Origin of the sequence: Niastella populi (assembly GCF_002078015.1) — a bacterium.
Classification (GTDB): domain Bacteria; phylum Bacteroidota; class Bacteroidia; order Chitinophagales; family Chitinophagaceae; genus Niastella; species Niastella populi.
The window spans coordinates 1-7,411 of the sequence record NZ_LWBP01000258.1 but is presented as its reverse complement, the minus strand read 5'-3'; the positions used below and the strand labels follow the sequence as shown (position 1 = coordinate 7,411).

Annotated in this window: 4 protein-coding genes; 1 reads left to right on the top strand and 3 read right to left on the bottom strand. The window is 47.2% G+C overall.

What is annotated here, in order from left to right; genetic code table 11:
• Positions 1-477: 477 nt before the first annotated feature.
• Positions 478-1,227, bottom strand: a complete 750-nt coding sequence (truA, locus tag A4R26_RS34280) for a tRNA pseudouridine(38-40) synthase TruA (RefSeq protein ID WP_081171735.1) — start codon at positions 1,225-1,227, stop codon at positions 478-480.
• Positions 1,228-1,565: 338 nt separating this feature from the next.
• Positions 1,566-3,395, bottom strand: a complete 1,830-nt coding sequence (locus A4R26_RS34275; protein ID WP_133054866.1) for a hypothetical protein — start codon at positions 3,393-3,395, stop codon at positions 1,566-1,568.
• Positions 3,396-3,558: 163 nt separating this feature from the next.
• On the opposite strand from A4R26_RS34275, the gene A4R26_RS34270 reads away from it, so the two are divergent.
• A complete protein-coding gene (locus tag A4R26_RS34270) occupies positions 3,559-6,069 on the top strand; it encodes a M1 family metallopeptidase (protein ID WP_081171732.1) in 2,511 nt (836 codons plus the stop codon).
• A gap of 153 nt (positions 6,070-6,222) precedes the next feature.
• On the opposite strand, the gene A4R26_RS34265 is transcribed toward A4R26_RS34270, so the two are convergent.
• Positions 6,223-7,185 (bottom strand): TPM domain-containing protein, encoded by a 963-nt coding sequence (locus tag A4R26_RS34265; protein ID WP_081171731.1) that lies wholly within the window; start codon positions 7,183-7,185, stop codon positions 6,223-6,225.
• Positions 7,186-7,411 lie beyond the last annotated feature (226 nt).

The window sequence follows — 7,411 nt, the reverse complement described above, 5'->3', positions numbered from 1 at the left end:
TTTTTGATTGGGGTTGCAAAGGTAAGAGTTTTCAATTATTGCTTCCAAATTTATTCTCCCTTTTTCACAATTTCTTTCTCTCTGTTTTCGTTGCAATAATCTGTAAAGAGCTTCGTTCAAACCGGGCTGCAAAGATAAGTTCATTTCACTCTTTCTTCCAAACTTTTTTTCATCTTTTTCACTTGTCTTTTCTTCTCAAAATCTGCACTTATCTTATGTGTAGCTGGTGATTTTTTTATATAAAGAACTTAAGTGGAATTGCTTTTTTGTAAAGCGGGCCGCAAAGATAGGTGTGTTTAACTTACTACCAAATAATTTCAGAACTTATTTTTCATTAACCACTGAAACACAGGCCCCACAAGCATTTCAGCACATTATTTTTTTTCACATGCCTTTCCATTGAATATAATCATTCTATAATTGTTTTGCGCGCCGCAAAACTAACGTCCCACTATCATGTTCAACCGATTTACAATTTCAGCTTTTTGAAAAGTAATGTTCAGGGTATTCTACTTTTTGTAAAAACAAACCATGTCCCGGCACAGAAAAATCAGCCTTTGTACAGTCCTTTGCTTCGATGATCTGCCTGAACGTTTCAACCGTTATTTTGCCCCGCCCAACCTGCAACATAGTGCCCACCAGCCCACGTACCATCCCCCGCAAAAAGCGGTTCGCTTTTACCCTGAAAACAGCCCCCTGTTCCAGCACTTTCCACTCGCTATACATGATATTACAGTTGAAGGTCCTTACCTGCGAATTGCGTTTTGAGAACGAGGTAAAATCGGTATACTCCTTTACCACCCCCGCAGCGGTCTGCAAGCCCGCCCAATCGATGGTGTATGGGTAATACCAGGCCCGGTCGACCAGGAAGGGATCTTTATACTGGTATATATAGTACTCATATTCACGCGCTACCGCATCGAACCGGCAATGGGCCGTTGCCGGCACCGGTATCAACTGTTTTATGGCGATATCTGCCGGCAAAATAGCGTTCAGATTATATATAGCCCTGGGGTTCAATGGCATAGGAAGATCGAAATGGTAAAAGTTCTGCCTGGCATGCACGCCGGCATCGGTACGGGAGGAACCGGTAAGGGTCAATGGCTGCCTGAAATAGACCGCCAGGGCCTTTTCAATTTCCGCCTGTATGGTTAAAGCGTTGAGCTGCACCTGCGACCCGGCATATCGCCCGCCATGGTATGACACTTCCAGAAAATATCGGTTCATCGGGCAAATATCGATCCCCGCGTTGAAAAGGTGAAATGTTTAAAAGCCAGGCGGTGGCTCCGGAGTATAAGACAGCGCGTAAAAAACGGTGGATTTCTTCGCAACTTCTTTTAGACTTCTCTTAGATGGCCTTTGCTCTGTCCCGAAGCAGGTCCGCGGCATTCTAAGATGTTTCAACATGTCAAAGTTAGCTTAAGCCCCAAAAACGCGCCGGCCAATCCCCAGGAAGCACTGCCCATTGTCGTTTTTCTATGGCCTGACTATGTCGCCAATTAAAAACAAAGGGCGGGCCGCTCCACAGAACGACCCGCCCTTTGTTTGTCTTATATTCTTACTTTCTATTGCAGTTTCACCAGCTTTTTGAACTTCGTTACATACTCTTCCCCGGTCAGCAGTTCGTGCAACTGCTTGAAGTTGGCGGTATCGGCGGCAAACGGATAAGCCATTTCGAAGAACCGGTACTTGGAATCGTCGCCGGGGAACAATTCTGACAACCCCTTAATTTGCCGCGCATATAAACACATACTTTTGAAGTACTTGTTTACGATGGCAAATCTTTTTTGCAGATCGCTTTCAGCCATCATTTTCACCCGCATTTTATCAACATCATTATCAGTAGCCAGCTTTACACAATCGGAATTGATCATTACCACCTTACTGCCGGCAGGCTCTTCTTTCTTTTCGGGCAAGACGGCCTTTGGCTTGTCGGCTTCTTTTGCAACCACAACCGGGGGCGTGTTTTTTACCGCAACCGCCGAATCTGCCGACGGCTCAGGCTTTGCGCCATCCTTTTCAGTTTTAACCGGCTCCTCTTCCTTTTTGGCCTCTGCAACCACCGGTTTAACCGGTTCTGCCTTTTCTTCTGTAACCTGTTTAACAGGTTCCTGCTTCACTTCCTTTTTTTCTTCCGCTGCCGGCTGGGTAACCGCAGTCTTTGGCGTTTCTTCCGCAACAGGTTTAGCCGGCGCCGTCATTTGAACAACGGCGGAATCTGGGGTTACCGGTTTGGCAGGCCCGGTTTCAGGCTCCTGCTTCGGCCGGTATAAAGGTTGCGGCTCCTCTGCGGTTGTGGCTTTCTTTACCTGGTTCGATTCCAGAATGATGGTAACCGTATCGGTCACCGACGTTCTCTTTTCCGGAGCTGTACCCCAGGTTTCTTTCTTTATTTGTTCGGCCAGCTCTTCTTTAGTTAGCCGCACTGTTTTTTCAGTTGTTTTTTCCGGTGCTTTTTCAGCCTCATTTTCAGGCTCTTTTTCATTGGTAACTACTTCTACCGTCATTTCCTGTTTAACCGAGGGCAGCACGGTTTCCTGCTTCGGTTCACTTTTTACAACCACGGCTGCAGGCGTTTTTTCTGTTTCTTTCTTTTCCGCTTCTATATAAACCGTCACCACTTTGGCGGGCGATTCACTACTGTCGACAAACACCATTTTTGTTTGTCCGTCTTTTGTTTGATGCTGAATTTTGGCTACCCCGGCAGGCTTTTCATTCAGTCCCCTTTCTTTTGGGTCATATTTTGTAACTGCACTATCTGCAACAGCATTCTTATTGAGCTGAACCGTATCGACGTTAACAGTTTCCGCTTTTGCCGTTTCCACCGGGGGCAGCGGATCAGACGGTGCAGGCGAATCAACTTTTACCATCTGCGCGGCGGCGCTATCCTGCACCCGTTTTTCTTCTTTTTTCACCTCCTGCCCCTTCTCCTCTGTACCTGCCACTACTGGTGCGGCAGGGCTTTCCTTTTTTATGATGGAGGTGTATAGAACGGCAGAATCATTCACAACGGCGGCCATGAGGGTAGCGAATGCATCATCTTTTTTGCGTTCGCCATACAACAGGGAGCTGCTGCCGGCTTCTTTTAACGGCTTTATGATCTCATCGGTTTGCCAGTTGCGCAGCGCCCATCCCTTTGAACCGTTCTTCACAAGTTCATACCCGTGGTCACGGTTATGCAGGGGGATCGAAAAGCGCTGGGGCTGAACGGTATGTTGCGGGAAACCCACCTCAAAACGGCAGGTTTTATCACTCAATCCGGAGATCACCAGGTGCCCGATGCCAGAGGAACTATATACCTTATCGCCTATTTGCACATAGAACGGTTGCCAGTTCTCCGATTGCAGATAGACAAATAAAGACTGCTGTGCCAGTGCCGTTGTACATGAAACCATACAAAACCCTGTTACAAACATCAACATCTTTATAACGCGGTAAGGATTGCTCATAAGAGCAAATCTAATTAATTGCCTTTTTATGTCAGCCACTTATACTTTTTTTTACATTTATTAAGAAACTGCACGCCTATCTTTACGACCTAAATTCTAAATTTTCAATATGAAGAAGCTTTCGTTACTGATTCTGGCGCTGGGAATACTGCCTGCTGTTTGGGCGCAACCACACGAAGAAGCGGCCCGGGACACCACCTGGAAAGAGCTGTACCGGGAAAGCGCTCCGCGTATTAACGATCTGGTTCACACCAAACTGGACGTTAAGTTCGATTACAGCAAATCTCAAATGAACGGTAAAGCCTGGATAACCCTGGCCCCCCACTTTTACCCCACCGATTCGCTTACCCTCGATGCCAAAGGCATGGATATTCACAAAGTAGCCATTGTAAAAGGAGCTTCTTCTCAACCCCTGAAATTCGATTACGACCAATGGAAACTGGATATCAAACTCAACAAAACATATAAAGGTGGCGAAAAGTATACCATTTATATCGAATACACCGCCAAACCCGATGAAGTAAAAGTACAGGGCAGCGCCGCCATCACCGATGCCAAGGGTTTGTATTTCATTAACCCCAGAGGCGAAGAAAAGGATAAACCCACCCAGATCTGGACGCAGGGTGAAACCGAAGCTACCTCGGTATGGTGCCCCACCATTGACAAACCCAATCAAAAAACAACCAACGAGATCAGCATGACCGTTCCGGCCAAATACGTTACCCTGTCAAACGGAAAACTGGCCGGTCAAAAGAATAACGGCGACGGCACCCGCACCGATACCTGGAAAATGGACCTGCCGCACGCCCCCTACCTGTTCTTTATGGGTGTTGGCGAATATGCCATTGTCAAAGACACCTACAAAGGCAAAGAAGTTAATTATTATGTAGAAAAAGAATATGCGCCTGTAGCCCGCAAAATATTCGGCAATACCCCCGAAATGATGGGTTTCTTTTCAAAGGTGCTTGGTGTGGAATATCCCTGGGTAAAATATTCACAGATCGTAGGCCGCGACTATGTTAGCGGCGCTATGGAAAACACCACCGCCACCCTGCACCAGGAAAGCGCTCAGCAGGACGCCCGCGAACTGCTCGATGGCAATGCCTGGGAAAGCACCATCGCCCATGAACTGTTTCACCAATGGTTCGGCGACCTGGTTACCTGCGAAAGCTGGAGCAACCTTAGCCTGAACGAGTCATTTGCCAACTACAGTGAAACGCTGTGGGATGAATTCAAATACGGCAAAGACGCCGGCGACGCCCAGAACTATGGCGATATGCAAGGCTATATCGGCAGCCAAAGCGAGAAGAAAAACCTGGTTCGCTTTTATTATAATGATAAAGAAGCCATGTTCGACGCCGTTAGCTATAACAAAGGCGGCCGGATCTTACATATGCTGCGCAGCTATGTTGGCGACAGCGCTTTCTTCAAATCACTGAACCTGTACCTCACTAACAATAAATTCAAACCCGCCGAAGCACACCAGCTTCGCCTGGCTTTTGAAGAAGTGACCGGCAGAGACCTTAACTGGTTCTGGAACCAGTGGTATTTTGGCGCTGGTCATCCTAAACTTACCATTGATTATATTTACGACGATAACGCCAAAACAGTACAGGTGATCGTTAAACAAACACAGGCGGGTGACAAAACTTTTACTCTCCCGATCGCCATCGACGTGTACAATGGCGCTAAAAAAGTTCGCCACGATGTATGGGTAAAGAACAAAGTCGATACCTTCACTTTCTCTTATAACAGCCGCCCCGACCTGGTAAATGTTGACGGCAATAAAACATTACTTGCCGAGAAGAAAGACAACAAGACCCTCGAGAACTATATTCACCAGTATAAATATGCAGGCGGGTACCTCGATCGCCGCGAAGCTATAGATTTCGCCAGCCGCAACCAGGATAATCCAAAAGCACTGGAACTGATGGTACTAGCTTTAAAAGATAAATTCCATGGCTTGCGCTCCTACGCCATCAGCAAACTCGATCTAAAAAATGAAACGGTAAGAAAACAGGCAGAACCGGTTCTTACCGAAATTGCACAGCGCGATACAAAAACAACCGTACGCGGCAGTGCACTTACTGCGCTTGCACAATACCATGACGGTGCTTATAAATCGCTTTTCACAAAGAGCGTGAACGACTCATCGTACAGTGTTGCGGGCACCGCACTGGATGCTCTTTTCAAATTGGATAGCGCCGCTGCAGTGGCCGAAGCAAAACGCCTGGCAAAATATCAGGCGAAGAACAGGCTGATGGAGTCGATCACCAACATCCTGGTTAAAAGCGGCGATGAGGCCAGCTTTGACATAATTGCCAAAGCATTTAAGGATATGCCTATTTCACAGGCGAAGTTTAACCTGCTGCAACCTTTCTGCGACTTCCTTACCATTGTGAAAGACACTAAAAAAGTAAAAGAGGGCGTAGACCTGGTAGTTGATTTCAGGGATGAACTGGCTCCTTATGGCGCGGTACCATATGTAAATGGCATGCTGAAGAACGTGATCAACAAAAAGAACGCTGCCTTTACCGCCGAAGCCGACAAAGCCAGAGCGAAGGAACAAACTGACTATATCAATGAGAAAATAGAAGGGGGAGATAAGAAGGGATTTTAGTTGACGGGTTAACGAGTTGACAAGTTAACAAGTTTATAAGGGGCCACTCCGGAAACGGGGTGGCTTTTTTAGTGGGAGGAAGAATGGTGAGGGGGCTCGGGGAATTTGAGATTAATATACGAGCTTGCGCCGCCTAAGTTGATTGCCGATTGCCTACCAACTTCCGCTCGCTCCGCCGCCGCTACTGCTGCCGCCACTATAGCTGCCTGAAGAAGATGAGGATGAACTACCAGCCGATGAATCGGATGATGAGCTTGCTTCAAAAGACCTGGTAGAGGAATCGCCGCCCGACGACCGCCAGGTTACCCGAAAAACGCCGAATACGGTTTTATACTCTTTTGTTGAATACGAATCATCAAATCCCAGGCCCCGGTTCTGATAACCATCTCTTGAATACCAGCCCCCGTTATACCTGGCCATCGTTCTGGCCAAATAAATAGTGAGGATGGTAAACCCTGCAAACAGACCAAATACGATCAGTTCGGGCCCCATACCGGGTGATGTTACCCCCCGAAATTGCGGATCGTATGCGGTTGGCTGTTGACCGGTTGGAGATGTTGCTGGTGGCGCCACTGCCGTTTGTACGTCCTTACCGCGATTGTCAAGTTTATTTTCAATGGCACGTACCGATTCTTTCATTCCCTGGAAAAAAGCCCCCTGTTTGAAATTCGGCACCAGCACATCAGCTATGATCGCCTGACAGGCGAAATCGGTAAGTATGTCTTCAAGCCCTATGCCTACCTCTATCCGCACCCGCCTGGGGCTGCGGCTGACCATTATTAATACGCCATTATTCTTTACACTGTCGCCTATGCCCCAGGTGTTAAAATACATTCGGGCGGCCTCTTCGATCGTATATGCCATTTTTGTTTTGGCATCGGTAAGTGAGTCGAGGGTGACGATCACAATGGCATTGGAAGTTCGGGTATAATATGCGCGCAATTCATTTTCGAGCCATTGTCTTTCATCTGAAGTAAGGAACTTTGCAAAATCGTTGACCGCCTGGTGGGGAACCGGTAGTGGTTTTACAAATGAATCGCCAGTTTTCTTATTCTGCGCAAAAGAGAAAACGTTGATTAAAAGAAAACCAATGGTCAGGAATAAAAGGGAACGCATAGGGCTACAAGAGGTTTCAGGTTTCAGATCGCAATTCCCGGCTATTAAGTTATTGAGTTTATAAGCCCGGGTTGTGCATATAACCTATGAACTCACGAACTCAATAACTTAATTCCAATATTCAAATTCAGATCTTCAATTTTCAATAGCACCAGTTTACCAGCTTCCGCTTGCGCCGCCGCCGCCGCTGCTTCCGCCGCCAAAGCCGCCGAAGCCGCCGCCACCG